The organism is Desulforapulum autotrophicum HRM2, from assembly GCF_000020365.1.
GTDB lineage: Bacteria > Desulfobacterota > Desulfobacteria > Desulfobacterales > Desulfobacteraceae > Desulforapulum > Desulforapulum autotrophicum.
The window spans coordinates 4,573,275-4,599,763 of the sequence record NC_012108.1 but is presented as its reverse complement, the minus strand read 5'-3'; the positions used below and the strand labels follow the sequence as shown (position 1 = coordinate 4,599,763).

34 protein-coding genes are annotated in these 26,489 nt (G+C 50.2%); 19 read left to right on the top strand and 15 right to left on the bottom strand.

What is annotated here, in order from left to right:
• Positions 1 to 37 precede the first annotated feature (37 nt).
• From HRM2_RS20200 to HRM2_RS20185, 4 genes are all read left to right on the top strand, one after another.
• Entirely contained in the window at positions 38 to 595 is a 558-nt protein-coding gene (locus HRM2_RS20200; protein WP_015905886.1) for a TlpA disulfide reductase family protein, read from the top strand.
• Between the two features lie 2 nt (positions 596 to 597).
• Complete coding sequence (locus HRM2_RS20195) at positions 598 to 1,179, top strand: peroxiredoxin (RefSeq protein ID WP_015905885.1); 582 nt, start codon at positions 598 to 600, stop codon at positions 1,177 to 1,179.
• Between the two features lie 88 nt (positions 1,180 to 1,267).
• Positions 1,268 to 2,359, top strand: a complete 1,092-nt coding sequence (locus HRM2_RS20190; protein WP_015905884.1) for a class I SAM-dependent methyltransferase — start codon at positions 1,268 to 1,270, stop codon at positions 2,357 to 2,359.
• Positions 2,360 to 2,501: 142 nt separating this feature from the next.
• Positions 2,502 to 2,738, top strand: coding sequence for a hypothetical protein (locus HRM2_RS20185; RefSeq protein WP_015905883.1), 237 nt, complete (start codon positions 2,502 to 2,504; stop codon positions 2,736 to 2,738).
• A 155-nt stretch (positions 2,739 to 2,893) separates the two neighbouring features.
• Here the strand turns inward: HRM2_RS20185 and HRM2_RS20180 are convergent, their stop codons facing one another.
• The 9 genes from HRM2_RS20180 to HRM2_RS20140 form a co-directional block, all read right to left on the bottom strand.
• Complete coding sequence (locus tag HRM2_RS20180) at positions 2,894 to 3,802, bottom strand: B12-binding domain-containing radical SAM protein (protein WP_041274181.1); 909 nt, start codon at positions 3,800 to 3,802, stop codon at positions 2,894 to 2,896.
• 409 nt (positions 3,803 to 4,211) lie between these two features.
• On the bottom strand, positions 4,212 to 5,480 hold the full coding sequence (locus HRM2_RS20170; RefSeq protein WP_015905880.1) for a Y-family DNA polymerase: 1,269 nt from the start codon (positions 5,478 to 5,480) through the stop codon (positions 4,212 to 4,214).
• A gap of 3 nt (positions 5,481 to 5,483) precedes the next feature.
• On the bottom strand, positions 5,484 to 5,903 hold the full coding sequence (locus HRM2_RS20165; protein WP_015905879.1) for a LexA family protein: 420 nt from the start codon (positions 5,901 to 5,903) through the stop codon (positions 5,484 to 5,486).
• 102 nt (positions 5,904 to 6,005) lie between these two features.
• Complete coding sequence (locus HRM2_RS20160; protein ID WP_232364085.1) at positions 6,006 to 6,491, bottom strand: DUF6515 family protein; 486 nt, start codon at positions 6,489 to 6,491, stop codon at positions 6,006 to 6,008.
• A gap of 246 nt (positions 6,492 to 6,737) precedes the next feature.
• Positions 6,738 to 7,025 carry a hypothetical protein gene (locus tag HRM2_RS20155; RefSeq protein WP_015905877.1) on the bottom strand — a complete coding sequence of 96 codons (288 nt, stop codon included), beginning with the start codon at positions 7,023 to 7,025 and terminating at the stop codon, positions 6,738 to 6,740.
• A complete protein-coding gene (locus tag HRM2_RS27200) occupies positions 7,015 to 7,155 on the bottom strand; it encodes a hypothetical protein (RefSeq protein ID WP_187149291.1) in 141 nt (46 codons plus the stop codon). The genes HRM2_RS20155 and HRM2_RS27200 overlap by 11 nt, the downstream gene beginning before the upstream one ends.
• A gap of 113 nt (positions 7,156 to 7,268) precedes the next feature.
• Positions 7,269 to 8,150 carry an amino acid ABC transporter permease gene (locus tag HRM2_RS20150; RefSeq protein WP_015905876.1) on the bottom strand — a complete coding sequence of 294 codons (882 nt, stop codon included), beginning with the start codon at positions 8,148 to 8,150 and terminating at the stop codon, positions 7,269 to 7,271.
• Positions 8,147 to 8,980 (bottom strand): transporter substrate-binding domain-containing protein, encoded by an 834-nt coding sequence (locus tag HRM2_RS20145; protein ID WP_015905875.1) that lies wholly within the window; start codon positions 8,978 to 8,980, stop codon positions 8,147 to 8,149. The genes HRM2_RS20150 and HRM2_RS20145 overlap by 4 nt, the downstream gene beginning before the upstream one ends.
• Positions 8,981 to 9,064: 84 nt before the next feature.
• Positions 9,065 to 9,940 (bottom strand): amino acid ABC transporter permease, encoded by an 876-nt coding sequence (locus HRM2_RS20140; protein ID WP_232364084.1) that lies wholly within the window; start codon positions 9,938 to 9,940, stop codon positions 9,065 to 9,067.
• Between the two features lie 68 nt (positions 9,941 to 10,008).
• Between HRM2_RS20140 and HRM2_RS20135 the strand changes: the two genes are divergently transcribed.
• The 8 genes from HRM2_RS20135 to HRM2_RS20100 all read left to right on the top strand — a co-directional run bounded on the left by HRM2_RS20135 (position 10,009) and on the right by HRM2_RS20100 (position 17,269).
• Positions 10,009 to 11,397, top strand: coding sequence for a TIGR01777 family oxidoreductase (locus HRM2_RS20135; RefSeq protein WP_187149290.1), 1,389 nt, complete (start codon positions 10,009 to 10,011; stop codon positions 11,395 to 11,397).
• A 5-nt stretch (positions 11,398 to 11,402) separates the two neighbouring features.
• Positions 11,403 to 12,488, top strand: a complete 1,086-nt coding sequence (locus HRM2_RS20130) for a hypothetical protein (protein ID WP_015905872.1) — start codon at positions 11,403 to 11,405, stop codon at positions 12,486 to 12,488.
• A 9-nt stretch (positions 12,489 to 12,497) separates the two neighbouring features.
• Positions 12,498 to 13,469 carry a DHH family phosphoesterase gene (locus HRM2_RS20125; protein ID WP_015905871.1) on the top strand — a complete coding sequence of 324 codons (972 nt, stop codon included), beginning with the start codon at positions 12,498 to 12,500 and terminating at the stop codon, positions 13,467 to 13,469.
• A gap of 74 nt (positions 13,470 to 13,543) precedes the next feature.
• Positions 13,544 to 13,897, top strand: coding sequence for a DVU0772 family protein (locus tag HRM2_RS20120; RefSeq protein WP_015905870.1), 354 nt, complete (start codon positions 13,544 to 13,546; stop codon positions 13,895 to 13,897).
• 120 nt (positions 13,898 to 14,017) lie between these two features.
• Positions 14,018 to 15,946 carry a thiamine pyrophosphate-dependent enzyme gene (locus HRM2_RS20115; protein WP_015905869.1) on the top strand — a complete coding sequence of 643 codons (1,929 nt, stop codon included), beginning with the start codon at positions 14,018 to 14,020 and terminating at the stop codon, positions 15,944 to 15,946.
• Positions 15,946 to 16,527 carry a 2-oxoacid:acceptor oxidoreductase family protein gene (locus HRM2_RS20110; RefSeq protein ID WP_015905868.1) on the top strand — a complete coding sequence of 194 codons (582 nt, stop codon included), beginning with the start codon at positions 15,946 to 15,948 and terminating at the stop codon, positions 16,525 to 16,527. The genes HRM2_RS20115 and HRM2_RS20110 overlap by 1 nt, the downstream gene beginning before the upstream one ends.
• A gap of 1 nt (position 16,528) precedes the next feature.
• Positions 16,529 to 16,753, top strand: coding sequence for a hypothetical protein (locus tag HRM2_RS20105; RefSeq protein ID WP_015905867.1), 225 nt, complete (start codon positions 16,529 to 16,531; stop codon positions 16,751 to 16,753).
• Between the two features lie 60 nt (positions 16,754 to 16,813).
• On the top strand, positions 16,814 to 17,269 hold the full coding sequence (locus tag HRM2_RS20100; protein WP_015905866.1) for a ferritin-like domain-containing protein: 456 nt from the start codon (positions 16,814 to 16,816) through the stop codon (positions 17,267 to 17,269).
• 60 nt (positions 17,270 to 17,329) lie between these two features.
• Here HRM2_RS20100 and rd read toward each other — a convergent pair whose 3' ends face one another.
• The 5 genes from rd to HRM2_RS27820 form a co-directional block, all read right to left on the bottom strand.
• Positions 17,330 to 17,491, bottom strand: coding sequence for a rubredoxin (rd, locus tag HRM2_RS20095; protein WP_015905865.1), 162 nt, complete (start codon positions 17,489 to 17,491; stop codon positions 17,330 to 17,332).
• Between the two features lie 29 nt (positions 17,492 to 17,520).
• Complete coding sequence (locus HRM2_RS20090) at positions 17,521 to 17,721, bottom strand: YgaP family membrane protein (protein WP_015905864.1); 201 nt, start codon at positions 17,719 to 17,721, stop codon at positions 17,521 to 17,523.
• Between the two features lie 124 nt (positions 17,722 to 17,845).
• Positions 17,846 to 18,862: a cytochrome d ubiquinol oxidase subunit II gene (gene cydB / locus HRM2_RS20085; protein WP_015905863.1), complete on the bottom strand. Its 1,017-nt coding sequence runs from the start codon at positions 18,860 to 18,862 to the stop codon at positions 17,846 to 17,848.
• A gap of 33 nt (positions 18,863 to 18,895) precedes the next feature.
• Positions 18,896 to 20,212, bottom strand: a complete 1,317-nt coding sequence (locus tag HRM2_RS20080; RefSeq protein ID WP_015905862.1) for a cytochrome ubiquinol oxidase subunit I — start codon at positions 20,210 to 20,212, stop codon at positions 18,896 to 18,898.
• Between the two features lie 127 nt (positions 20,213 to 20,339).
• Complete coding sequence (locus tag HRM2_RS27820) at positions 20,340 to 20,570, bottom strand: hypothetical protein (protein WP_015905861.1); 231 nt, start codon at positions 20,568 to 20,570, stop codon at positions 20,340 to 20,342.
• Between the two features lie 168 nt (positions 20,571 to 20,738).
• Between HRM2_RS27820 and HRM2_RS20070 the strand changes: the two genes are divergently transcribed.
• From HRM2_RS20070 to HRM2_RS20060, 3 genes are read left to right on the top strand one after another with little or no spacing between them, the layout of a single operon-like run.
• Positions 20,739 to 20,972, top strand: coding sequence for a hypothetical protein (locus HRM2_RS20070; RefSeq protein ID WP_015905860.1), 234 nt, complete (start codon positions 20,739 to 20,741; stop codon positions 20,970 to 20,972).
• Positions 20,956 to 21,153 (top strand): ferredoxin, encoded by a 198-nt coding sequence (locus tag HRM2_RS20065; protein ID WP_041273393.1) that lies wholly within the window; start codon positions 20,956 to 20,958, stop codon positions 21,151 to 21,153. The genes HRM2_RS20070 and HRM2_RS20065 overlap by 17 nt, the downstream gene beginning before the upstream one ends.
• The gene (locus HRM2_RS20060) at positions 21,131 to 21,619 is read left to right on the top strand and encodes a DVU0298 family protein (RefSeq protein ID WP_015905858.1); all 489 of its coding nucleotides are present in this window, start codon (positions 21,131 to 21,133) and stop codon (positions 21,617 to 21,619) included. Before HRM2_RS20065 ends, HRM2_RS20060 begins: the two co-directional genes overlap by 23 nt.
• An 82-nt stretch (positions 21,620 to 21,701) precedes the next feature.
• On the opposite strand, the gene proC is transcribed toward HRM2_RS20060, so the two are convergent.
• Complete coding sequence (gene proC, locus HRM2_RS20055; RefSeq protein ID WP_015905857.1) at positions 21,702 to 22,556, bottom strand: pyrroline-5-carboxylate reductase; 855 nt, start codon at positions 22,554 to 22,556, stop codon at positions 21,702 to 21,704.
• Between the two features lie 153 nt (positions 22,557 to 22,709).
• Between proC and HRM2_RS20050 the strand changes: the two genes are divergently transcribed.
• The 4 genes from HRM2_RS20050 (at position 22,710) to HRM2_RS20035 (ending at position 26,441) form a co-directional block, all read left to right on the top strand.
• Positions 22,710 to 23,525, top strand: a complete 816-nt coding sequence (locus HRM2_RS20050) for a TIGR02757 family protein (RefSeq protein WP_049770477.1) — start codon at positions 22,710 to 22,712, stop codon at positions 23,523 to 23,525.
• Positions 23,522 to 24,256: a DNA/RNA nuclease SfsA gene (gene sfsA / locus HRM2_RS20045; protein WP_015905855.1), complete on the top strand. Its 735-nt coding sequence runs from the start codon at positions 23,522 to 23,524 to the stop codon at positions 24,254 to 24,256. Before HRM2_RS20050 ends, sfsA begins: the two co-directional genes overlap by 4 nt.
• Before the next feature lie 81 nt (positions 24,257 to 24,337).
• Positions 24,338 to 25,660 (top strand): glycerate kinase type-2 family protein, encoded by a 1,323-nt coding sequence (locus tag HRM2_RS20040; protein WP_015905854.1) that lies wholly within the window; start codon positions 24,338 to 24,340, stop codon positions 25,658 to 25,660.
• Positions 25,661 to 25,763: 103 nt separating this feature from the next.
• Complete coding sequence (locus tag HRM2_RS20035; protein WP_015905853.1) at positions 25,764 to 26,441, top strand: Crp/Fnr family transcriptional regulator; 678 nt, start codon at positions 25,764 to 25,766, stop codon at positions 26,439 to 26,441.
• Positions 26,442 to 26,489 lie beyond the last annotated feature (48 nt).

The following is a 26,489-nucleotide window of genomic DNA, read 5'->3' as shown; positions in this document are numbered from 1 at the left end:
CAAGGGAAAGGCCTGGACCGTTAAAGGAGGTGTTGTCGTGAAGTGGATCATCCCCGTTGTTTTGCTTGTTATGGTTCTCCCCGCCATGGCCATGGACCCCGTGCAGACCGGTGAAAAACTTCTCGGGGTCAGCCTTGAAACACCTGAATCCCGGGAAACCCAGGCGTATCTGGGACTCTCTGCCAAGCCTGCCTTTACCATGGATGACATTGATGCTGATGTGGTTATTGTTGAGATCTTCAGCATGTACTGTCCCCACTGCCAGCGGGAAGCGCCCATGATCAATCAATTCCATGATCTTCTGCTGACTCGAAAAACGTCCAAACCCAGCATCAAACTCATGGGCATAGGAGCCGGCAACTCTTCGTTTGAGGTGGACTATTTTCGAAAAACCTATAAGGTAGCTTTCCCGCTGTTTGCCGATGGTGACTTTGTTGTTCACAAGGCCCTGGGGGAGGTGAGAACGCCTTACTTTATAGCCCTTTCAAGGGAGCCGGACCGGTCATGGAAGGTGGTGCTGTCACGGCCCGGTGGAATTGAAAGTCCTGAAGCGTTTCTGTCGACCATTCTTGAACTTGCCCGGGGAGGAAAATAATCATGCGTTTTTTTATTGTACTGTTGCTGCTGCTGGCACCTGCTTCAGGACATTGCCTGTCGTCTGCCTTTGAATCTTCTGTATTTGATCCCGGCCACTTAACGCCCAGGGACAGCGTGCTCAAGGTCAAGGTGGGTGATCCAGTGCCGGATTTTATGCTGCCGGCCATTTCCGGTGGTCAAGTTGGGCCCAGTCAATTCCGGGGTAAAAAAAATCTTGTAATTTCGTTTATTCCTGCGGCCTGGACCCCTGTATGTTCAGACCAGTGGCCGGGATACAACATTGCACGTCCCCTGTTTGACGCCCACGATGCCGTTCTTTTCGGCATCAGCGTGGACAGCCGTGCCACCCTTTACTCATGGACCCGTGCCATGAAGGATCTGTGGTTCCCGGTGCTGTCTGATTTTTGGCCCCACGGCCAGGTTGCCCAAAGCTTTGGGGTGTTGCGCAGCGACGGCATGGCCGAACGCGCCATCATCATTGTCGACAAACGGGGAATTATTCGATTCCTTCACGTTTCAGATATTAACGTTCGACCGGAACTTGGCATGATCATCCAGGCCCTTGACGCCATCACACCTTAAACCTTTGCACCATGGCTGAGAGATGCGCTGCAAGTTATAGATTAAGACCAGAACAATATGAAATCTCGGAAATAACATTTTGGAATCAATGGAAAAGAAGAATCAGTTTGAACAACGGATGATCGATATTCTCAATGCAGGTGCCTTGAACCTTGCCCTTGCCGTTGGTTATCGGCTCTCTATCTTTGATGCCATGGCTGAATTTGAGCATCCGGTCACGGCCAAAGTTATTGCAGACAGGGCCGGGGTAACCCCCCGGTACGTGACCGAGTGGCTGGCCGTCATGGCCACTGGAAGGATTGTTGAAATTTCAAAAGCGCCCACGGGTGAGACCCTTTACCTTTTGCCGCCCGAGCATGGTGCATTCTTGACCCGAAGTGCCGGCAACGCCAATCTCGGGGTCTACGCCCAGGAGATTCCCCTTTTGACCTCCTGCGCCATGGATGCTGTGGCCCAGGGTTTTACCACGGGCAAAGGGGTTCCCTTTAGTCAGTATCCCGATTTCCAGGCCTTCATGGCAGAACTGTCCAATGCCAAGCACCAGCAGGTGCTGATCTCTAAATTTTTACCCACAGTGGACAACGGCCTTCTTGTACCGAGGCTTGAAAGAGGGATTGAGGTGCTTGATCTTGGGTGTGGTGAAGGGGTGGCCCTGAATCTAATGGCAAAGGCCTTTCCCAACAGTCGATTCACGGGGGTGGATAATTTTGGGGCTGCCCTGGAAAAGGCAAGGGCAGATGCCGCAGGTCTTGGACTTGGCAATGTTGACTATGTAGCAGAAGATGCCGCAAACCCCGTTATCGGGGAAAGATTCAGGAGAAAATTTGACTATGTCACGGCCTTTGATGCCATCCATGACCAGACCCGGCCCCTGGAAGCGCTTCAAAACGTTCGTGCCATACTTGCTCCAGGGGGTATTTTTTCCATGGTGGACATTGATGCTGCCACAGACCCTGTGGAGAACATGGATCATCCCATGGCCCCGTTTCTCTACACGGTGAGCCTGATGCACTGCATGCCCGTGGGGCTCAACCAGAACGGTGCGGCTCTTGGCATGATGTGGGGACGTGAAAAGGCCCTATCCATGCTCAGGCAAGCAGGCTTTGACAGGATTGAGGTGCTCTCCATGGACCACGACAGCTTTAATCTTCACTTCCTTGCCAGGGGCGACGAGTTATAGGTTCTTCTCTCACACCCACCAAAGCATCACCGATGGAGGCGTTTCAAATTTCGTTGTGGCCAGGGCAGATACCATGCTCCGGCCATGCCGGTTATACGAATCTGGATAAATCACGATTTATGTCATCAAAAGGAATTACTCCATGGCTATTTTTGGAAGGGATGGATTTGTGCGGAAACAAGAAATTGCTTTCGCGAAGAAACTTCTTGTCTGGAAATATGAAAAATCTGGTATGGCTTTACCCCATGAGACGGCTATATCCGATCACGCCAGGAAAATTGTTGATGATGCCCATAGTATAGCTAAAAAAACTGGCAGCAATGTGTTGGAAATCTTGAAAGAGACTGTGACAGATATTCAAAATAAAAAAAAAGAATGAAATCTGAAAGTTGCAAGCGCCCTTTAGCCGGATATGCGAGGTGCCGGACATGCAGCTGTAGTTGTCTACTGCAAATGTCCGGGAACGCAGCAGATCCGGTCAAAGGGTGCTCCCGGAGGGTTTGCCTGTTTTGAGTTTTGACTGCTGATTTTGTATTACAACCCTCGCATGTATTCAGGGCGCCTGACCGATGGGTCTTTAATCCCGGCTTCAACTCTATGCAAAAAGTCTCGTTTATCTTTTCCCAGTTCACCTTTCAAACTCAGATAATTGGAAGCATGATTTGTGTTGAATATGCAACCGGTCAGGTCATCGTCTGTATTTTTTATCAGGGTATACAATTCCTCTAAAATCTGGGTGGAGGTACATGGCTGGAATTTGTTCTTTAAATTTTGAGCAAGTATCTCTGATCCTGGAGTCATCTCCAGTGTGAGGGGGGAAATATACCACTTTCTCGGCATGGGAGGAGCCATACGATTTATTAATTTTGCCGATTCAACAGCGTGCCTTTGACTTTTTTCCGGGTCATTCCCGGCAAGGCCCAGCAGAAAAATCCCGGACCAGTCAATTCCTGCCTGGTGGCATTTTTGAGCAGCCAAGGCGTAATCGTCCTGGGTCGCCCCTTTGTTGCAGTCTTTGAGTACCTGGTTATCTCCACTTTCAATACCCACATAAACCATTGTAAACCCGGCGTCGGCAAGCCGTTTTAAATCATCATCAGACTTTTTGAGAATATCCTGGACATGGGCATAGGAACTTACCTTTCTTAAATTCGGATGCTGCTGATAACAGTATCGTGTTAATTCAATAAGGACATGGGATTTCACAACAAAGGCATTACCGTCTTCAAAAAATATCTTTTCAACCCGGCTTCCAAACATTTCCCGGGCCTTACGAATATCGTTTTTGATATCTTCGATATCCTTGCGCATTGAAAATTTTTTTGTCAGATACATGGAGCAAAACGTACACCTGTGAGTGCATCCGTTTGTAACTTTTATTAATAATGAATCCCACTCCGAAGGCGGTCTGAATACAGGTGCTTCTAAATTGCCAACATCCATGTTCATGGTTTGTTTCTCCTTTTAACGGTCTTATCGCTTAAAATTACCTTTAAAAATGAATCGGGGTTTCAATTTCACAAAAGCGATGGCATATAATCGTGCCCTCCATAAATATCCGTTGCACAAGCGGCGTGTCAATACAATTGTTTCCATTCTTGATTTGTGAACCATTCCAGGTACAGGGACCATGCAGTGGGTCGAAAAAGTTGAGTACTTAAGTTCAGAACTAAAAAGCAGAAGCCCTGCGGGAGCGTTATTTGACCGGATCTGCTGCTTTGCCGGGTCTTTTCGGGCGGCTACAGCCCCATGCCCGGCGTTTTGCATATCCAGCCACCAGTTACCGTTTGCAACTTTTTCGATGGAATTTTTTCTTTTATGCGAACATGGGTGGCGTGGGTCGGGGATGAACCTAGTCAATGTTCAAAAGCTGATTCCATTCGGTTGTGTAGGCTGGAGATCTGTGACTGCAGGCCCCTTTCCAGGACGGATGGCCGGAAAGCCCCATTGCGGCATACCGGACAGCGTGACTGCCCATGCGGGCATTGATTTTGTCCATGGCCTGCATCAGGTTGTCTGACCTGGATCGGTCCGTTGTATCAAACAGATCCAGTTGCACCTGGCCGTCCCGGGTCAGGCTGGAAAAGACAATACCCGCCTTTGTGTAATATTTGCCGGATTGGAATATTTGTTTTAACAGCCCCTTTCCCTGCTTGATAAGCTCTGGTGTGCTGTTGGATGCTGTGGGCAGAACCGCTGTTTTGGAATTGTAGTAATAGGACTGGGGGGAGAACCGGTTTGTCATCACATACACGGTGAGTGTTTCGGTAAAGCTGCCCTGGTGCCTTAGTTTTTCCGCACCCCGGGAAATGTAGAGTGATACGGCCTGGGACAGTTCATCAAAGGTGGTTGCCGGTGTTTTAAACGATCGGGAAACAGCGACAGATTTTCGTCTTGCAGGACAGTCCTCCAGGGGGTAACAGGATTCTCCTGCAAGCTCCCGCTGCATGCGGATACCGTTGATGCCCATTTTGCCTCGAATCAGGGATGGGGCGGCTGACTTGAAATCCAGGGCAGTGCGAATGCCCCGGTATTTAAAAAAGGGAGTCAATCTTCTGCCAATGCCCCAGACATCACCAATGGGGGTCATTTCCAGGGCAAGATCCCTGTAGCTTGTCGGGGTTAAATCCAGCACACCATCGGCTTTGGATGATTTTTTGGCAATTCGGTTGGCAATTTTTGCAAGGGTTTTGGTGGGTGCAATGCCAATGGATACAGGAATGCCGGTATTTCTTTGCACGGTATTGCGCATTTTCCGGGCATAATTCACCAGGTCTGTGAATGCAAAATTTGTAAGATCCAGAAAGGCTTCATCAATGGAATAAATTTCCATGGCCGGGGTAAACGGGGCCAGGGTCTGCATCACCCGGTTGGACATATCCCCGTAAAGCGGATAATTGGATGAAAAGACACGCACGCCATTGCCTTCAACAATGGCTTTGATCTGGAAAAAGGGGGCACCCATGGCAATGCCCAGGGCTTTGGCCTCATTGGAACGTGCCACGGCACAGCCGTCATTGTTGGAAAGCACAATCACAGGTTTGCCCACAAGCTGGGGATTAAAGACCCGTTCACACGAGACATAAAAATTATTGCAGTCGACCAGGGCAAAAACCGGCATATTTCACACCTTGTGAATCACATTGGTGACAACACCCCAGATTTCCAGGGATTTTTCCTGGGTGATGCTGATGGGCTGGTAGTCCTCATTGTCAGGTTCAAGCGAGATAAGGGCGTTTCTGTATCTCAGGCGTTTTACCGTTAACTCGCCGTCGATGACAGCGATGACAATTTTCTTGTCCGTGGCTTCCAGGGAGCGGTCAACAATGAGGATATCACCCGGGTGGATCCCGGCATTGATCATGGAGTCTCCACTGACCCGGACAAAAAAAGTAGCTGCCGGGTGTTTAATCAGGTGGCGGTTCAGATCCAGGCTGCCTTCCATGTAATCCTCAGCAGGTGATGGGAAGCCCGCTTCCACGGAAGAGATACAGATGGGGCAGCTGATTGCGGTTGAATTATCCGGTATGAGTATTGTGTTCATTAAAATCCTGCTTGTCTGATACCAAAATGAATGCCATGGGGATAGATTATAATTTGATAAGAGACAATGCAAGATTTTAAGATTAAATTATAGCTTGTTTCTCTAACCCGCCGGTATCCGGTTTAAAGCAGTGATAAATTTTTTGTCAACCCATCCCAGTTTGCCGGAGGGAAGCTCAACATAGAGCCAGCCTGTGGACTCTTGGTAGACTCTGAGGATTTGTCCCTGATATGCCAGGGACGACACCCCGTAGGTCATACCGGGTCCAGATCTCACATTGAGTATCTCCACTGCCACGGATACCTCTTCTTTTACTTTTACGATTTCAGCTGTTTCCTCTCGTTCAGCAGCTGTTAAAACAGGTGGGGCAACGACTAAATATCCGTCAGGCACCCGGACATAATAGATCCCGTTGAAATAGTAGTATTTTGCATCATCAACAATCCTGATGCCGTATCCGGGGGGAAGTGACGCTATGACTGCCCCCTCTGGCGCTTCAACCGGGACATATCCAGCAGGCCCTCTATGATAAAATCCGCCGTCCCTGAAAAAGAGATGTCTGGTTCCGACAACAATGAGCTCAAACAAGGGGTCAGGGCCGTGGAAAAATCCGTGGAATGGAGCTGTTGGAGGGCCTGCAAAAGTTGATGGACAAGGCATCGTGATGCCTAAAACGACCAAAAAAGCAGTAATTGTTTTACATATGTTTGCCAGCATGTTTTTCCCCTGTATTATAGTCTCATGATCAGATTAAATCCTTCCATATGTCTTGTCTTTTGAGCCATATTTTGGAAAACTTTTATCTGATCATGAGCCTCAACTTCTTTTGTGCGTCTACTCGTTCTGCCTGTCCTGATTTTCGCGGTCAGGCGGGTTGTCTGGACGAAGAACCAGCTGGTCCCCATCCCTTTCCTGAACACAGGTTCCGGTTACCGTATCACCCTGGGGGTTTTCAAACGCTGCAGTATCCCCCTCGGATTTTCCTTCGCAGGCGGTATACGCTTCCGGTGGCGGCCCCTTATGTCCTTTGGGCCCACCCTGGGCAAAGGCTGGACCCAGCGTGAAGATAGTTAAGATTCCTGCAAGTATTAGGATCGTTGATTTTCGCACATTAATTGTCATCTTTCATTCTCCTTAATTGGTATTGAATAATTTTGTCCGTTGCAATCAAGCGCCCCCGGGTCTTTTCATCCTGTGAGGCCTTGTTTAACTCAGCTTTTTTAATCTTCGTAGCATTTCCCATCTGTTTCATTCTTGTGTCCTGATTTTCGGGATTTTTTTGAGGCTACAATCATTCTTTCAGGGGTATAATGACAAAACATTATGGAAAAAAATTGAGGAAATCGTGTGGAGAATTAGTGGATGTCACATGTTCTGAGTCAATCGACGTTCAACAGCCGCCACCCCCATGGAACAGCAGAAACAGACAATGAAGTAGAGTGCAAGAATGGTCAACCACACCTCAAAGGTGAGAAAGGTGGCGGACATCAGTTCCATGCCCTGGAAGGTCAGCTCCTGGATGGAGATCACCGACACAATGGACGAATCTTTGATGGTGGAGATGATCTGACCGGCCATGGGGGGAAGCATACGCCGCAGGGCCTGGGGAAGGATTACATGGCGGAGCTGCTGGAACCGGGTGAAGCCAAGGGATGAAGAGGCTTCCCACTGCCCTTTTTCAATGGATTCAATGCCTGCCCGGATGATTTCAGTGAAATAGGCCCCCTCGTACAGGGCAAGGGATGCGGTTGCCGAAAAAAAGACCGGCAAAAGAGACGGATCCGACACAAAGGTCGTTAAAAATTGCCTTAACAGCCCCTCATTCATATTGACGGCCCTGTCAAGCCCTGTCAGGGGTACGATGATATCGCCCAGAAAGTAGTAAAAAATGAAGATCCATACGATCACAGGGATGTTGCGTATGGTCTCCACGTAGGCCGTTGCCACCATTTTCAGGTAATGGCTCCTGCCGCTTTTCATGGCCCCCATGATTGTCCCGATCACAAGGGCTGAAAGGGTTGCCCAGAAGGAGATTCTAAGGGTGATGAACAGGCCGGTAAGGATCATGCCCGGCACCCATTTCTGGGTTGCATCGTCAAGGCGCAGCAGATACTGGGGGATCACCTCCCACTGCCAGTTGTAGTGGGATTGAGCGGTGATGGCCCCCATGAGCCAGGCAAGGCCTGCAGCAACCAGGGCAAAGATCAGGAGGTCAAAGAGTTTTAGCCTGGGCGGTTGCTGGATCAATTGAGTCGGTCTTCCCAGTCCCTTGTTTCAAACCAGAAGGATTTTCTTTCCTTGAACCACCCTTCGGACGTCACATAGGTGATCCAGTTGTTCAAGAAGTTGATGGTGTCAAAATCACCCTTTTTAACGGCAAATCCAATGGGCTCCCGGGTAAAATTTTCCTTGAGGGGCAAAAAGAGTTTAGTAGGGTGCTTGATGGCCTGGAACGCAGGTGTCGGGGCAGAAGAAACCACCCCATGGACCCGACCGTTGATCGCCTCTTGAAATGCCTGTGCCTCATCGTCGAACATGCGGATACTGGCATTTGGCAGGTATTTTTTGATGGCGGCGACCCCTGTCGAACCAAGGCGTGCCGAAAGTACCACATCTTTCTGGTTAAAGGCTTCTAATCCTGAAAAGTCCTTGGCAAGGGTGGTGCTGGCTGCCATGGACATGCCCGTATAGTCATAGGGGATGGAGAAATTGACTTTTAGGTTCCGGCTGGGAAGGATTCCCATGCCACCGATGATGATGTCAAATTTTCCCGTGAGAAGGGCTGGAATGATGCCCGACCATTTGGTGGGGATGAATTGAACCTTTACCCCCATATCCTTGGCAAGTCTTGTGGCCACATCAATTTCAAACCCCATGAGCTTGCCGGTCTTGTCCTTCATGGCCCAGGGAACAAAAGTGGACATGCCCACCCTTAAAACGCCATTTTTCATCACCTGTTCCACCGTGCTTTCACCGTTGGGTGCGGCATAAACCTGAGGTATGATCGTTGCACAGGCCAGAACAAGGGCGACCACTGCCGTGGTAAAAAAGGTTGCCGGTTTAGTTGATAGGCTCATTTGTTATGCTCCTTATATTTTGCGGTTAATGAAAGGGAATAATTCCCGGAAGGGCTGTCAGGTCTATTTTTAAATACCATAAGTTTATGGGGTTGGGGAGAGCTTTTTTTCCATGAATCGGGTCACCAGGGAAAGGGTATAGGTGATGCCAAGGTAGATAAGGGCAATGGTCAGCCAGATTTCAAACACCAGGTAGGTTTCGGCCATTATCTCCTGGCCCCTCATGGTGATGTCGTAAACGGCGATGGTGCTCACAAGGGCCGAATCCTTGACAAGGGAGACCATCTGACTGGTAAGGGGCGGCAGCATGATCCGTATGGCCTGGGGAAGGATAACATGGCGGAAGGTGTGATGGCGGCTGAGACCCAAAGAGATGGCTGCCTCCCACTGGCCTTGGGGAATGGAGATGATGCCGGCCCGGATAATTTCGGATGCATAGGCCCCTTCAAACAGGGCCAGGGTGAGGACGGCTGCAGCAAACCGGCTGATGTTCAAGGTCGGAGAAACGACAAAATAGATGAAAAAAAGCTGTACAAGCAGCGGGGTGTTGCGGATCAACTCAAGGTAAATTCTGGCAAGAACTCTGAGGGAGAACAGATTTGACAGCCTTGCCAGGGCTGCGACAAGGCCGAACAGGCTTGACAGTAAAAGGGCTGCAACTGAAATTTTGATGGTCACCCCAAGTCCCTGGATGAGCGGTCCTGGAATAAATCCAGTATCTCCCATGGCGCCAAGGTATTGGGGGATGCGATACCACTGCCAGTGGTAGTTCATTTTACCTGCTCCGGTGTAGACCAAAAAGATGAAGATCGCCGCTGTTATGGAAAATTTGGCAACATCCAGGACTTGGCCCTTTCCCGGGGTTAGATGACAGAGCGTTGTTGTTTGCGTTCGCGGTTTGATCTTTCCTCCTGTAAATAGTTTCAGTACACAGTATACCACATCCGAGGGGTTATTCAATCAGTCTTGAAAAAAGAGGGATAAAGGGGTAAGTAGACCCCATGCAATTCTATCCCATGGAGGTTTTATTGTCGATCTATAAGAAACAGTCCAAGATAAACGGTTCGGCCCCAGCCCTGTTTGCCTGGCATGAGCGGCCGGGTGCCCTTGAGCGGCTGACACCACCCTGGATGGCCCTTAAATCGGTAACCGCCACCAATGGCATTAAAACTGGCTCCCAGGTTCGAGTCAACCTTTCGGTCATGGGACTGCCCTTTGCCATGGCGGCTGAGCATCTTGATTATCAGCCCCCGGACATGTTCAGGGACCGACTCGTGAAAAGTCCCTTTGCAAAATGGACACACACCCACAGGTTCATTGATCTGGAAGACAACACTTCAACCCTTGAAGACAGTATCTCCTATGACGTTCCCCTTTATTTTCCCAAGGCGTTGAAAAACCTTGCGGAACGGGAGGTGACAAGGATGTTTGAATTCCGCCATCGGGTCACCCAGGAGGACATGGCTCGCCACAAGGCCTGTTCCCGGCGGTTGACCATTGTGGTGTCAGGGGCGGGGGGGGTGATCGGCCAACAGCTTTGCTATTTTTTGACCACGGGTGGTCACCGGGTCATCCGCCTGGTCCGTCGTTCTCTCCAGGTCCAGGGGGATGAGATATTCTGGAACCCGGCCGCAGGTCAGCTGGATTTGAGCGATGCCGGACCCATCGATGCCGTGATCAACCTCAACGGCAACTCGGTCTTCTCCAGGTGGTGGACCCGGAAACGACGGGCCGAGATCATCCAGAGCAGGACCGATTCCACCAGAACCCTTGCCCTTGGCCTTGCCCGTCTTGCCCAGCCGCCAAAGGTCTTTATCTCGGCTTCGGCCGTGGGGTATTATGGTGAGACTGGGGATAGTGCCGTAACTGAAGCATCGCCACAGGGTAATCTTTTTATCTCAAAGGTGTGCCATGAGTGGGAACGGGCCGCAGCCCCGGCTTCAGCTGCAGGCATACGTACGGTGTTTGCCAGGATCGGTGTGGCTTTAACCCCCAGGGGCGGGGCCCTTGCCCAGCTTCTTCCAGCCTTTCAACTCGGCCTTGGTGCCAGGATCGCCAACGGCAGTCAGTACATGAGCTGGGTATCCATGGATGACGTCCTTTATGCCCTTTACCACACCATCAACACACCCACCCTTGAAGGGGCCGTGAATATTGTTGCCCCGATCCCTGTGACCAACAGGGCATTTACACGATCCCTTGCAGCCATTCTTGGCCGTCCTGCCCCTTTTGCCTTGCCCAGTGGCGCCATTGACCTTTTATGGGGAGCCAGGGGCAGGGAGGTGCTGCTCTCAAGCACCCGGGTCATGCCGGAAAAACTGCTGGCTTCCGGATTTCGGTTCCGGTACGCCGACCTTTTTGACGCCCTTGGGTCTGCCCTGGGCATTTTTGATAAGGTGCCAACCAACAAAGGATAATTTCCATGCCCACCCCCTTGAAACTGTTTTTCTCGTTGTTGATGATAACGGCCCTGTGCTTCGGGTTTGCTGACATCTATTTCCCCCTTGAACGCTTTGACCTTGAGCGGCTTCACATCTTTTTGTTTAACCTCTGCACCGGCGGCACCATTCTTCTTCTGTTTACGGAAGACAGGGGGGGGCTTTCAAGGCGGACAGGCAACTTTCTGGGATTATCCCTGGTTTATGCACTGTCCGCCTTTCTGGAACTCTACCCCATCACTATTGTTCTTTCCCTGGTGCTTGCAGGGATTGTCGAGTCAATTCGGGTTGAGAAATTTTCTTTTTTCCCCGGCAATTTTTTTTCCCTGACCCAGACCGTGTCGGGAAAGTTTCACCAGGCCGCGCTTTTATGCCTGTCCCTAGGCCTTGTGCTTTCATCCGTGGTGATTGTCAACAACGAGTATCTCCACCTGGTTCACATGGAAAAACTGGTGCTCAACACCTTTTTCCTTGGTTTCTCGTTTCCCCTGTCCCTGATCACCTTGTCCGTGATTTTCTCCATGATACAAAAGGGAAAGGGATCAATGATTCTGCTCCTTGCCACGGTCTGCTTCTGGGTGATCAACCTCGGGGTGATCATTTTTTTTGTATTTATTCTTTTTGAGCGCTTTTACCCCCAGATTGCCGTTACCCTGGCCCTTTTTATGGCCGTTGTCACGGTGCTGCTGCTCTACCTCAGGCTTGGTTCGAGAATACAGCAGAAACAGTTTCTCTCATCGGGAATCGGGTTTCTTATTTTCACGGCCGTGTCAGGAATTGTTTACATTTTTCTTCAGATGGATCCTGGCTATGATCCGGAACGGTCAAGGTGGCTGTTGCGCGTCCACACCTTTGCCTCCCTTTACGGGTGGAACCTGTGCGGCCTTGCCGTGATTTGCCGGTACGATGATTTTCCCATTCGACTTAATTCAGGCGTGGTCATCGCCGTCCACTGGCTTACGGCCCTGGTTCTTGCCCCCCTTGGAACTTTTTATCCGGTTTTTGCAATTTTTGCCGTTCTGAGTTATATCTTTATTGTATGGTCCCTTTTTTTCAGCACCAACCAATAGGGTGGTTACATGAGCAATATCAAAAGACTTGAGGCGTTTCTGGCATGTTTTTCACCGGAAAGCAGAGTGCTTGTTGTCATCAATGCCGACCCTGATGCCATTGCCTGTGCCATGGCCGTAAAGCGGCTTTTGTGGCGGAAGGTCAGCGTGGTTTCCATTGCCTATTTTAACGAGATCAGTCGCCCGGACAACCTTGCCATGCTGCGACTTCTGGGGGCTGATCTGGTTCTTCTTCCAAAGATTGACGAGCGTAAGTTCAATAGTTTTGTGGTGGTTGATTCCCAGCCCGACCACCACGAATGCTTTGCCATGTTCCGGTATGATGCCATCATTGATCACCACCCCCTTTCCTGTGATGTGGGAAAATTCAACGATATCCGCGGGGGGTACGGGGCGTGCTCGACCATGCTTACTGAATATCTTAAAGCCGCAAGGATAAAGCCTTCGGCAAAGCTTGCCACGGCCCTTGTTTTCGGCATTAAATCTGATACCTCGGGGTTCCTGCGCCAGGCCACCATAGAGGATGTAAAGGCCTTTCAATATCTGTATCGGTATGCCAACCCCTACCTTTTAACAAGGATCGAACAGGCGGAATTCGAGGAGGAGCACCTGGACATACTTGCTGCTACGATTCAGACCAGAAAGATTATCAACAACCGGATCTATGCCCATGCGGGCAAGGTTTCAAACCCGGACGAGTGCGTCATTACGGCCGATTTCTTCATGCGGATTTCTTCGATCAACTGGAGCATTGTTTCAGGGGTGTACAATGAAAACCTTGTCATTATTTTTAGAAATGACGGCCTGAGGAAAAGCGCAGGTACAGCAGTAAAGCAGGCGTTTGGGGATTTGGGTTCGGCCGGGGGGCATAAATCCATGGCCAGGGTCGAGATTGCCATGAAGGATCTTCCCCCTGACCTTGATCTTGGCCCCTGGATTATTGATCGTATGGAAAAGCATGCAGGTCGAAAAATAGAGTGAGACACTTTTGACCCTGGCATGGGAATTGCTACGTTAGTTATCGTTGGATTAATCTTATATTAGGAGGAGCATTAATGAATCTCAACGATATTAAAAAAAATCTGAACGTCCTGAATGCAGTAGACTGGGATATGACGCCCGAAGAGGCCATCGCCCTTCACCTTGAATGGGGACCACTGCGGGATCTTTCTTACTATAATTCCAGGGATAACAATAATGAGACCGTCTATTTTGTAATGAATACCTGGAAAAATCCGCCGATCATCACCCTGGTCAGGAGAAGGGGGTTTGATTCCGAGGAACTTGCCAGCTTCAGGCTTCCCCAGGGGCTTGAAGAGCAGGTGATTCGCTCTGAGGGAAAGCACAAGGGGGTCTATGCCGTTGAAGGAGAGGTGAGGGAGTGGCTCAAAAAGGAGCTTGCCGCATAATCAAAACCATGGGGGTGGATAAAATCCGCCCCCAGCTGATCGTATTAAATTGTCCAGGCATCATTTTGCCCTAGCATGAACAGCAGGGCGGATTTTGATCTATCCCCAAGGAGGAAAACAATGAAGCCCATGGGAGAGATGCTGGTTCAACAAAACGCCTTTGATGAAATCGTCATGGGTAATACCGCCCTGGTCAGGGCCATGGTGGAATCCGGAACCCGTGTCGTAACTTCCTACCCAGGGTCCCCCACACCTGAAATCGCAACGGCCATTCAATCGATTCCGCCAGATCAACGACCGTTTTATTTTGAGTTTTCCATAAATGAGAAGGTGGCCTGTGAGGTGGCCTATGGGGCTGCAATCAACGGCCATTTTTCAACGGTGTTCTTTAAGAGCGTTGGAATGAACGTTGCCTCTGACACCTTTATTCAGCTCAACCTCATGAATATTATCGGGGGTATGGTCATTGTCCTTGGCGATGATCCCGGGGCAAATTCCTCCCAGAACGAACAGGACAACCGTCATTTTGCCCGTATGGGCTATACCCCTGTGCTTGAACCCGCCAATCCCCAGGAGGTGTACACCTTTTACAGGGAAGCTGCAGCCCTGTCCACGAAGTATCATATGCCGGTAATCCTGCGGTTGACCACCCATGTCTGCCACGCCAGGGAAAAGGTTGCCTTTGGCCCATACACCCCGGGGCGCTTTGATGATACGCCCCGGTTTGACGTTGAAAACGGCCCCTATATCCCATTGACGACAACCGTTGCCCCTAAGAAAAAGCGAGCCCTTGAAAAACTGGCTGATGTTGAAAAGGTGGGGGAAAAGAGCCCCCTTAACCGATTGATTGACAACAACAATCAACGGTTTGGCATCATCACCATGGGGCTTCCCTTTTTGTCCCTCATGGACGTGCTTGAAACCGCAGACACAAAACCCGATATCCTGAAACTTGGTTTTGTATACCCTGTTCCCCGAAAGCTTGTGGAAAATTTTATTGCCCGGCACAGGGAGGTTCAGGTGCTTGAGGAACTCGATGACATCCTGGAAAAAGATGTCAAAGCAATAGCCTTTGATGCAGGCGTTGGCACTAAAATTTATGGCAAAGAAACTTTGGACGACTGGATCGGTGAGTACACGGCCGACAGAGTGTACGAGATTTTGAAACGGCGGTGGCCGGACACGCTTCCCGAAACAGGCGCTCAGGGTCAGGGGGCGGTGGGTGTCCCGGAAATCATTGTTCCAGATCGTCCGGCACAGATGTGTCCCGGATGCGGACACCGCAGTGCATTTTATGCCATAAAAAAGGCCGTTGAGACAACGGACATAACCGTAGGGGATATCGGCTGCCACACCCTTGGATTCCTTCCCCCCTATGAAATGGGACAGCTGCTCATGTGCATGGGTGCATCCCCTGGAATTGGGTCTGGACTCTCCCTTTTTAACCGGTCCCGAAGGGTGGTCGCCTTTATGGGTGACTCTACCTTTTTCCATGCCGGGCTACCCGGGATCACCAACGCGGTTTTTAATAACCACAATATTACGCTTATACTCATGGAAAACGGCACAACGGCCATGACCGGCCATCAGGACAACCCTGCAACGGATAGGACCCTCGGCGGGGTGAGTGGGAAAATATCCATCAAAGCGGTGCTTCAGGCGCTTGGAGTCAAGCACGTGTATGAGGTTGACACCTATCTCCAGGATCAGCTGACCGACCTGGTTAAACAGGCCATGACCGATGATGGGTTCAGCGTGGTGATCGCACGCCATCCGTGCATGCTCAAATTTACCCGTGAACAGCGCAGGAATAAGAACAAGGACAGACCCGGGGTGACCATTGACACCAGTGTCTGCAAACGCCATCATGTCTGTATTGCCGAATTTGGATGTCCCTCTTTCACCCGAAATCCGGATAAATCCATCGGGGTAAATTCCGATCTTTGCATCGGGGACAGATCCTGTGTCCAGACCTGTCCTGTGTCAGCCATTGTCCCCCGAAAGTCCGCCATTGGTACTGAACCCTCACCGCAAGGAGGGCATGAATAATGGATGAATTCAACGTCTACATGATCGGGGTGGGGGGCCAGGGCATCGGACTCTTGAGTGAGCTTGTCACCCGGGCCGTTGACCATGCCGGGTTGAAGGTCAAGGGGGTTGACACCCATGGTCTTGCCCAGCGGGGAGGGATTGTGGTTTCCCATCTCAGGGTGGGCAATCGTGTCTATTCGCCCATGATCCCATTGGGAAGGGCTGATATTGTTGTTGCCCTTGAACGTAATGAAGCGTTGCGGGGGGTGAAGACCGCCGCTAAAAAAGGGGGGACCCTGGTCTACTATGATGCCGAGTGGCAGCCGCTTGGGGTTCGCCTGGGCACGGCAGAACCCGTGGGGACAGTGGATATTGAAAAGGCTTGCGCACAAAAGGATGTCACGGTATACAGGATTCATGATCCCTGTCTGAACAATCCAAAGATGCAGAATATTATGGTGCTGTCTGCCATTGTAAGGTACGCTCTGATTCCCGGTGTGGATCATCAAACGGCCGGCCGGGCCATGGCGGATCTCATGGGCAGAAAGATGCTCGAGGAAAATATGGTTCTTTTTAACTTGCAGACACAGGGGGGTTGATATGGTCGAATCCCATACGGTGGCGTTTTTTTCACCCTATGATTTTCACGAAGGACAGAAAATACACATCAATTCCGGTCCCAGAAAAGGGGACTGGGAGGTCGTCCATGCCACAGAGAAAAAAATCAGGCTCCGTTGTCCTGTTTCGTTCAGGGAGTTTGAATGGGACGGTTTCTGTTTTCATGTAACCAACGGTACAGTGACTGAATGGCCCCAGAAAGATTAGACGGGAAATGACGTCCCGGCAGCACTCAAATTAACGATAACCATCAGATGGAGGCGGAATATGGATGTAAGTACTTTTGAAGAAATTGTGGACATGGCCATTGCCAACGAGATCGAAGCCTGGGAATTTTACCAGGCAGCCGCAGCAAAGATCAAGGATCCCTATCTCAAGAAAATGTTCCAGGGTTTTGCAAAGGAAGAAAAGGGCCATGAACAACTTCTTAGAAATATTTTGACGAAAAAAACCATGGTGCTTAATTTTAATGAAACCATTGATTATAAGGTGGCTGAAACCATTGACGAGCCCAGGCTCTCCCTGGATATGAAACCTGCCGACGCCATTGCCCTTGCCATGAAAAAGGAAGAGAGAGCCATGAAGGGGTACACCCAGCTTGCAGAGGCGTGTTCGGATGATGGTCAGAAAAAGGTGTTTGTTGATCTTGCCGCCATGGAACGGGGCCACAAGTTGGCACTTGAGCAGATGTTTGTGGATGTCGGCTATCCTGAGGTGTGGTAAAACAATGGCCCTGCCCTGGTGTTCAGGGCAGGGCCATGAATTGATGCTTATCCTTCCTGCTTATCCTTCCTTGGAAAAATCTTCTTTTCCTGCACCGCAAACAGGGCAGACCCAGTCTGCCGGAAGATCGGCAAAGCTTGTTCCCGGATCAATCCCATTGTCCGCATCTCCGTTTGCCGGGTCATACACATAACCGCATAGATCGCATACATACTTGTCCATAATTTTCTCCTTTTGGTGTGGTGGTTTGTTTAAAAAGCGTTTCCAGATTTAACCCCTGCAGCTTTTAAAAAGATGGCAAGGGGACAAAAACCGGTAAATGACGCCTGGAAAAGGTTGGCTCCGATAAAGGCCGTAACCCACAGCCAGTAGAGGCTGTGGGAGACGGCAAAAATAATGGTGACCAGTATCAGGGCTCCGGTAATGGCAAAAACCATTTTGTCAATATTCATTACGTTTGACCTCCTTTGTTGGCAGAGTATCTTCTTTCTATGAAACACTCGCCAAAGCATTGTCAATGACGGCGTTTCAAAATTCGTTGTGGCCAGGGCAGATACCCCACTCCGGCCGTGCCCGTCAATACTCAAGATCATGCTTCGTCAATTTTCCCTTGAACAGGTTGTAGGCCCAGATCTGGTAGGCAATGACCAGGGGCAGAAAAATCAATACCACCGTGAGCATTATCTTAAGGGTCAAGGGGCTTGAGGATGCATTAAAGGCTGTAAGGCTTGCCCCGGGATTGTTCAGCGAGGGGTAAAGTGTTGGAAAAAGCCCTGCGATTCCGAAAAAAGTGGCTCCCACGATGGTGACGGCAGATGCAAACCACGCCCTGAAAAAATATTGTTTAGCAATAAAATACCGAACACCCAGAAGGGCTGCAACGGTAACAATAATCACGAGGAAGAGGGCCGGATATTTGAAGTAGTTGTCATAGAGTGAGGTTGCAAAAAAACTTGCCACAAGAAAGAGAACGGCCAGGGGAACAACTGCAAGCCAGAGTTTTCCGGCCGTTGCAACGGACCGATCATGGAGATCTCCCGTTGTTTTAATGGCAAGCCAGTTGGCCCCGTGGAGCATAAAAAGTACCAGGAAAAGGGCGCCCCCAAGAATCCCGTAAGGGTTGAGGAGCATGAGAAGATTTCCATGGTACAGGCCATTGGCATCAAAGGGGATTCCCCTGAAAATATTGGCAAAGGCCACCCCGAACAAAAGGGCTGGAGCTGCGCTGCCAATGAAGATACAGGCGTCCCAGATCCGTTTCCAGCCTTCCGAGTGGATCTGCCCCCTGAATTCAAAGGCCACCCCCCTCAGGATCAGGGCAAAGAGAATGAGCAGCAGCGGTGCGTAAAGGGTGGAAAACATGACGGCATACACCTTGGGAAAGGCGGCAAAGGTGACACCCCCTGCCGTTATGAGCCATACCTCGTTTCCGTCCCACAGGGGGCCGACCGAGTTGATCATCATACGCCGGTCAATGTCGGATTTTCCAAGAAAGGGGTACAGGGTTCCCACGCCAAAGTCAAACCCGTCTGTCATGAAGAAGATCGCCCACAAAAGGCCCCATAGGATAAACCAGGTTGTTTGCAATTCCATAATTGAAAGCTCCTGTAATTGTTGAATTTAATGTTATTGCTGAACGGTTTCCGGCTCAGGACCCTGTATGGCCTTTTTTGCCATCAGGTAGAACCCGACAGCCCCAAGAAGACCATAAACAAGAATAAAGGCGATAAGGGAGATCATTACCTGGTAGCCTGCAATGGGGGATGCCGCCTGGGAGGTTTTCATCAATCCGTAGACGATCCAGGGCTGACGACCGACTTCGGCCACCATCCATCCCATCTCAATGGCAATGTAGGGAAGGGGGATGGCCCACATCATGATTTTGAGATAACCCGGGGATTCCATGAGGCGGTTGCGTTTCATGAACCCCACAAGGGTGAGCAGAATAAAGAGGGTGCCAAGGCCTACCATGATTCTGAATCCCATAAATGTGAGCAGGACCGGGGGACGCTCTTCCTCTGGAAAGTCGGCAAGCCCCTTGACTGATGCGTTGAAATCGTGGAAAGCCATGAAGCTTAAAATACCCGGGATGGAGCCAAATTCCCAGGCATTTTTACCGGCCGCCTCATCGGGAATGGCAAAGAGAACAATGGGTGCCTGGGTCTGGGTCTCCCAGTGGGACTCCATGGCCGCAAGTTTTGCCGGTTGGACCTCACTCACATGCACCGCGTGGAGATCTCCTGTAAAGGCAACGGCCAGGGACGAGACAAGTCCGATCACCAGGGCGATCTTAAACGACCGGGTAAACAGATCCACATGCTGTTTCTTTAACAGGTGATAGGCGGAGATACCCATGATGAAAAATGCCCCGAGAACCAGGGCCGAAGGGATCATGTGGACAATTTCAAGCAGGGCGAATTTGTTGAAAACAAGGGCCAGAAAGTCGGTCATCTCAGCCCGGCCGTTGCGGATGGTGTAGCCCACCGGATGCTGCATGAACCCATTGGCCGTAAGAATCCACACGGCCGAAAAGTTGCCTGCAATGGCAACCATCCACATGACGGCTGCATGGGCCTTGGCTGAAAGTCTTTTCCATCCAAAGACCCAGATGCCGATAAAGGTAGACTCAAGGAAAAAAGCCATCGTGGGCTCAATGGCCAGAAGAGAGCCAAACACGTCGCCCACATATTCGGAATACCTGGACCAGTTGGTTCCGAACTGGAATTCCAGGGTGATTCCTGTGACAACGCCCACGGCAAAGTTGATGAGAAAGAGTTTACCCCAGAATTTAGTCATTCTTAGGTAGGTGGTGTCTCCTGTCCTGGCATACTTTGTTTCCATATAGGCAATAATGATGGAAAGCCCCAGGGTCAGGGGAACAAACAGGAAATGGAACATTGTTGCAACGGCGAACTGAAGCCTTGATAGAAAAACTGGATCCATGGTCACTCCTAATGGTTCTATGGTTTTTTATGTTTGAAACGCCACCTAAGCGTTGCAATCAGGGGGGTTTCGTTATTTGTTGTGGGCAGGGCAGATACCATGCTCAGGCCATGCCGGTTATTGTGTATCATTTTTTTTGGCCGACAACATAAGATTTTCGGCCCAGGGGCGTAACAATCAAGCAAGAAACAGCCGCTGCTGTTGCACAATTGGCAAAAACAAAAGCAACTACCATGCCATTGGGCTTTGTCTTTTTCAGGGATTTATTATGTGCTGTCCGCCCGTGGAAGGCAAGGAAAATGTTTTCCGTTTGAATGGAAAATAAGGTGTCTCTTTGAGGCATAACTGTACCATTCAATTTTGATGCAGTGGTACATGATTATTGAAAAGTTCAGGGGAAATCCTATGCCCGGCACACCTTTTTCCCGTGTCAGGGGTGCAAAATCAATCTGGCATGGTTGCTGCAGTGTTTTTCACATATAACCTAGGATGTTATCGGGATCATTAGCGAGGAGAGGTTTTCCAGATGCTGCAGAAACCATGCGACAACAATATTGTCAAGGCCCTTGAACTTGCCGAGCAGATGATTCTTCTGGCCCACAAGGGCGACGAAGAACGGGAGGATTCAGGGTGCGGCATCTTGTACGGTATTCTCCTGGATTCAGGGTTTAAACTAAGGGATCTTGCAAGAAAGGAGGAAGCTGCCCACAGGCGTAAGGGGTGGTGGAAGGAGTGTGAACACGATGCAGAAAAAACTTGAAATTGATTTGAGTGAATGCGTGCTTTGTGACATCTGCGTTGAGCTTTGTCCCCATGTGTTCAGGAAAAACGATGCGAACTATATTGAGCTTGTAGAAAGTGACTCATATCCTGAAGAGGATATCAACGATATTATCAGAAGCTGCAGGGGGCATTGTATTGAGTGGATTGAGGAAACTTAAAAATGAGGTATACACACTGCTTGCCAGGGATGATGGCAAATCATTTCCTGATGAGATTCTCGGGTATAACCTCAAAAGGGTTGTAAATCCGTTGATCTCCTATATCCAGAGCTGTGATGAGCATATCCGTGCAAGGGCCGTTGTCTCCCTGGGACAGGTGGTGGCAACCCTTGCCGATCGGGACATGGAGTCTGCAAGGGTTGTAATGAGACGACTCATGTGGAGTCTAAATGATGAGTCCGGTGGCATTGGTTGGGGCGCCCCTGAATCCATGGGGGAGATCATGGCCGTCCATGGCGGGCTTGCCCGGGAGTTCCACAGGATTCTTATTTCCTATGTGGATTCCGAGGGTAATTATCTGGAATACGAGCCCCTGCGTCAGGGGGCGGTCAAGGGGCTTAAGCGTTTGTTCGCTGCACAGCCCCTGATCATGGCACCTTACACCCACCTGCTTGGCACCTTTTGAAGAACCCCTGTGGTTTTGTCTGAAATACCCACCAAAAGATTACACCTAAAAGTTGCAAGCACCCTTGTCCCGGCCATGTTCGTTATTCCTCTTCGTTGTTTTTTGCAAAGTTTTTGATCATTAGCTCGCCAAGCTCGGTGGATCGTTTGGATGCGGCCTCCACTGCATTGATCATTGTGGTCCTGAGCCCTCCCTGTTCCAGGGTGTGAATTCCGGCAATGGCCGTTCCACCCGGAGAGGTGACCCTGTCCTTGAGCTGGCCCGGATGTTCTTTGGATTCCAGAAGGAGCTTTGCCGCACCCAGAACGGTCTGGGTAGACAAAAACAGGGAGTCTTTTCTGGACAGCCCCATTTTTACCCCTGCATCGGCCATGGCATCTATGATCATGAAGATATAGGCAGGCCCACTTCCGCTCAATCCGGTAAAGGCGTCCATTAAAACGTTTTCCTGGATAAAAACGCTTTTTCCCACAGAGTCAAACACTGCCTTTGCAAGCTCCACATCCCCCTTGAGAACGTTCTTTCCAGCCGCAATTGCAGTGGCACTCTCCCTTACAAAGGCGCAGATGTTGGGCATCACCCGGATCAGCCGTAATTTCTTTTGAAGGCAGGATTCAATGGCGGCAAGGGGGACCCCTGCGGCAATGGAGATGATGAGCTTGGACATGTCAAGGGCCTTTGCCGTTTCCTTGAAAACCGTATGGAGAATCTGGGGTTTTGTTGCGTAGACAACAATGTCGGATCTTTCAATTACCTCAAGATTCTCTGTGGTGGTGGCAATGCCGTATTTGGCCTGGATCGCATCGAGCTGATCCTGCCTTACATCCGAGCAGATGATATTTTCAGGTAAAGATACCTTTGAAAGAACAAGGCCGCTGATAAGGGCCTCCCCCATGTTGCCGGATCCAATAAAGCCAATTTTCTGGTCACTCAGCATATTGATTGCTCCTGAAAAGAAGATGTTGATGAATTTATACGCATTAATTGTTCAGCTTTGACATTAAAAGGTAGGTCTGCTTTTTAGTCAAGGTAAAATATGTTATTAACACCAGGCACAAGCGAACAACCAGATTGCCAGGAGATTTATTTGATGCTCAAACAGAGACTTGACCGTATCCATGGTCAATACAACCGGCGGGAGTATGTGGCTCCCGATCCCCTGGAGTTTCTCTACAACTACCCCCAGGTCAGGGACAGGGAAATTGTGGCCCTGGTTGCAGCCCTCCTTGCCTATGGTCGGGTAGCCCAGATTTTAAAGGCCGTAACCCAGGTGCTTGACCTGTTTGGCACTTCGCCCCATGGGTATCTTTTGACCCGGAATCAGGCGGACATTGTTCACGATCTTGAGGGCTTCAAGTATCGGTTTACAACCGGAAAGCAGATGGCCTGCCTTCTGATGGGAGTAAAAACGGTGCTCCAGCGGTTTGGGTCCCTTGAAACCTGTTTTGCTGAAGGCTTTTCGCCAGATGATGAAACCGTGATCCCGGCCCTTTCCCTGTTTGTAAAACAGCTGTCCTGCCGGGGAAGCATGGGGATTCTTGCGGCCGACCCGGACAAGCGAAGCGCCTGCAAACGCAATAACCTGTTTCTGCGCTGGATGGTCAGAAAGGACCGGGTCGATCCAGGGGGATGGGACAGGATTCCGTGTTCAGCCCTTGTTGTCCCCCTGGATACCCACATGTTCCGTGTGGGCACCCAGCTTGGCTTTACCCGGAAAAAACAGGCCAATTTGAAAACAGCCCTTGAGATCACCCAGGGTTTCAGAACCCTGGTTCCCCATGATCCTGTCCGGTATGATTTCTGTCTGACACGGTTCGGCATCCGCAAGGAGATGAACCCCGCTGAGTTAAAGATGATTCTATCAGGAGGCACCGGCAAGGTGTCCGGAAATAAAGGAAAAAAATGACTTACCATGGTTATGAGTTACCCCAGTTGATTGCCGGTACCCTTGTACGCCGTTATAAACGGTTTCTGGCCGATGTCACCCTGGAGACGGGTGAGCTTGTAACGGCACATTGCCCCAATACCGGGTCCATGCGGGGGTGCTGTGAGCCGGGAAAAAAGGTCTATCTGTCTGAAAGTAACAACCCCAAAAGAAAACTTGGCTACACCTGGGAACTCATGGAACTGCCCGAAACTCTGATCGGCATCAACACCCAGATTCCCAATAAACTGGTGCACCACTCCATTGGGGCAGGTCTTGTGGACGAGCTTACCGGCTATACCACCATCCGGCCGGAGGTGAAAACCGGGGACCATACAAGGCTTGACCTGCTGCTCACCCGGGACAATGGGGACGAATGCTTTGTTGAGGTTAAAAACTGTACCCTTGTGGAAAACGGGCTTGCAAGATTTCCAGATGCCGTGACCCTGAGGGGGCAAAAGCATTTGGCCGAACTCCAGCGGCTTGCCCAGGAGGGCAAACGGGCCGTGATCTTCTATCTGATCCAGCGCATGGATGCTGTTTCTTTCTCTCCTGCGGCAGACATAGATCCCATGTATGCATGTGCGTTGAAACAGGCAGTGGATGCAGGGGTGGAGGTCATTGCAAGGGATACGGTCCTTGATACCACAAGAATCTCCATGGGCCGATCAATTCCCGTGGTCCTTGAACCGGTTTCAGGCCTTGTGGGATAACGGCCAACAAACAATAAAAACGGTATCACACCGCCTGGAGCTCTGATGTCGGTTGTTCTCCCCTAGACCAAAGGAGGATTGATGGACCCAATAAACGAACAGTTAAAAGCCATTTTTAATGCCGGGCTGGATGCAGTCAAGACCGATAGTGCTGTAAAAAGATGGGTTAAACGACGGGGAAACACCCTTGTCATCAACCACCAGACCTACAAGCTGGATTCCTTTAAAAGAATTTTCATCGTTGGAGCAGGGAAAGGCGTGGCTCCCATGGCAGGGGTATTGAAACAAATACTGGGTGATTACTTATACCGGGGAATGGTGATCGTCAAAAACGGTCATGCCGGTGACCTTGACGCTGTTGAAGTGGTTGAAGCCGGGCATCCGCACCCGGACCAGGCCGGATTTGAGGCCTCCCGTCGATTGGCCGGGATGGTGGAAGAGGCGACAGCGGACGACCTTGTGTTCTGTCTTATAACCGGTGGGGCAAGCTCGCTTTTAACACTGCCCATTGACGGTATCACCCTTGAAGACAAACAAACCGTGACCCATGTGCTGCTTGAGTGCGGTGCTGACATCCAGGAAATAAATACCATACGCAAGCATCTTTCTGGGATAAAGGCAGGGCAGTTGGCAAAAAAAGCCTATCCCGCCCAGGTGATCACCCTTATTGTTTCAGATGTCATCGGCAATCAGTATACCGATATTGGTTCTGGACCGACAGCGCCGGATCATACAACCTTTCAATCCTGTTGGAACATTATTACCAGCTACGGGCTCGAAGACAGATTGCCGGCCAACGTCATCCGGCGGATTGAAGCCGGTGTTCATGGGCGAATTCCTGAAACCCCGAAAGAAAATGATCCGGTTTTTGAACGTGTCAACAATATGATCGTTGCCGATAACCTTCTGGCTCTGCAGGCGGCACAAACCAAAGCAGAACGACTGGGATACAACACCCTTATCCTTTCTTCCGCACTGGAGGGAGAATCCAGGCAAGTTGCCAGGTTTCTGGCTGCCATTGCCATGGAAGTCAGGCAGACCCATCATCCCATCGCCCCTCCGGCCTGCCTGATAATCGGCGGTGAAACCACAGTGCAGGTCAAGGGTAGCGGCAAGGGTGGTCGTAATCAGGAACTGGCCCTGGCCATGGCCCTCAGCCTGAAAGCTGCCGATAACATTTATGCCCTGTGTGCCGGAAGCGATGGTTCGGACGGAATGACAGATGCCGCCGGTGCCATTATTGACAACACAACGGTTGGGCAGGCAAGATCTGAGAAACGTGATCCTTGGATGTATCTAAACAACAATGATTCCTATAATTTTTTTAAACCCATGGGCAACCTCGTGATCACCGGCCCGACGTTAACCAATGTTATGGATATCAATATTATGATTATACCCTGAAAAAAAGGTGGTGTCTTCCGTTCAAGCAGGAGATAGTCACTTTTGCGGGTGAGCCGTTTGAAAAAGGGTTGTGCTCGTGTCTGTCATGTTATAAAGGGATACGATGAAATCAACAGCAGAAACGATCGGAAAAGTACCCCTGTTCCAGGGACTTGACCCGGAAAACCTCAAGGAAATCATTGCCATATGCGAAAGAAGATCCGTGCAGAAGGGCGAGATTATTTTTACGGACGGGGATGCCTGTAACGGGTTCTATGTGGTGGAGACCGGTAAAGTCAAGGTTTTCAAGCTTTCGTTTGGCGGCAAGGAACAGATCCTCCATATTTATGGGCCTGGAAAACCCTTTGGCGAGGTGCCGGTCTTTACGGGGAAAAGTTTCCCGGCATCTTCGGTTGCCATTACCAATGCCTCGTTGATTTTTTTTCCAAGAAAAAGGTTTGTTGAACTTATCTTAACCCACCCCAATCTTGCCCTGAACATGCTGGCTGTTCTTTCCATGCGGCTCAAAGAATTCACCATCATGGTGGAGAACCTTGCATTAAAAGAAGTTCCGGCCCGGCTTGCCTCCTACCTCATGGCCTCGATCAAGGATAGAGATAAACCCGGTTTGGTGAACCTTCCTGTGTCTAAAACCCAGCTTGCAGGCATTCTTGGGACCACTCCTGAGACCATTTCAAGAATACTGGCCCGTTTGACAAACGAGGGATTCATAACTGTGGACAACCGGTTAATAAACATTGTTGACCCGGATGGTCTGGCAGAGATTTCCGAGGGGGAGTAAACAAGCCTGCTGGGGGGCAGATCTGAAATCCATCCCCCCTTAAAGCTC